This is a genomic window from Pseudozobellia sp. WGM2, from assembly GCF_017810075.1.
GTDB lineage: Bacteria > Bacteroidota > Bacteroidia > Flavobacteriales > Flavobacteriaceae > JADNYK01.
This window is the reverse complement of sequence record NZ_JADNYK010000051.1, coordinates 1-450: the sequence shown is the minus strand read 5'-3', so window position 1 is coordinate 450 and position 450 is coordinate 1. Positions and strand designations below refer to the sequence as shown.

The window sequence follows — 450 nt, the reverse complement described above, 5'->3', positions numbered from 1 at the left end:
GTTTGTCAAGCCCGTTGCGCAGAGGAGCCGCATCCGGATCTGCCGGAAATGTGGAACCGGACAGGCATAAATTAATGGAATTCATCACCAATTCCACATGGCCAACCTCCTCCGCCGTAATGCTGGCCACAAGTTCATAAAAGGGCTTCAGCTTTTTTTTGCTGCGAAAATTCGAAGATTGGACCAAATAATTATTCAACGTAGACATCTCCCCGAAACGGCCGCCTAATAGTTCCTGCACAGCCGCCGCGGCGTTGGCGTCCGGATGTTTGGGAACAGGCAATGCAATGGGCAATCGATTGATGCGCTTGAACATGGCGGACATCATCCCCTTATCAGATTAATAGTTCTTATTATCTTTATGACAGGGAACGTTTGTCTCATGCCGCGCCGGAGCGCTAAGAGGGCATAACCCAAATCATTTGCTGCGTGCGCAGAAAAAATGAGGAA

At 49.3% G+C, this 450-nt stretch carries 1 protein-coding gene; it reads right to left on the bottom strand.

Annotated elements, in window-relative coordinates:
• Window positions 1-316, bottom strand: a 316-nt coding sequence (locus IV512_RS19760) for a manganese catalase family protein (RefSeq protein WP_209406491.1), incomplete at its 3' end; no start/stop codon positions are given.
• Between the last annotated feature and the right edge of the window lie 134 nt (window positions 317-450).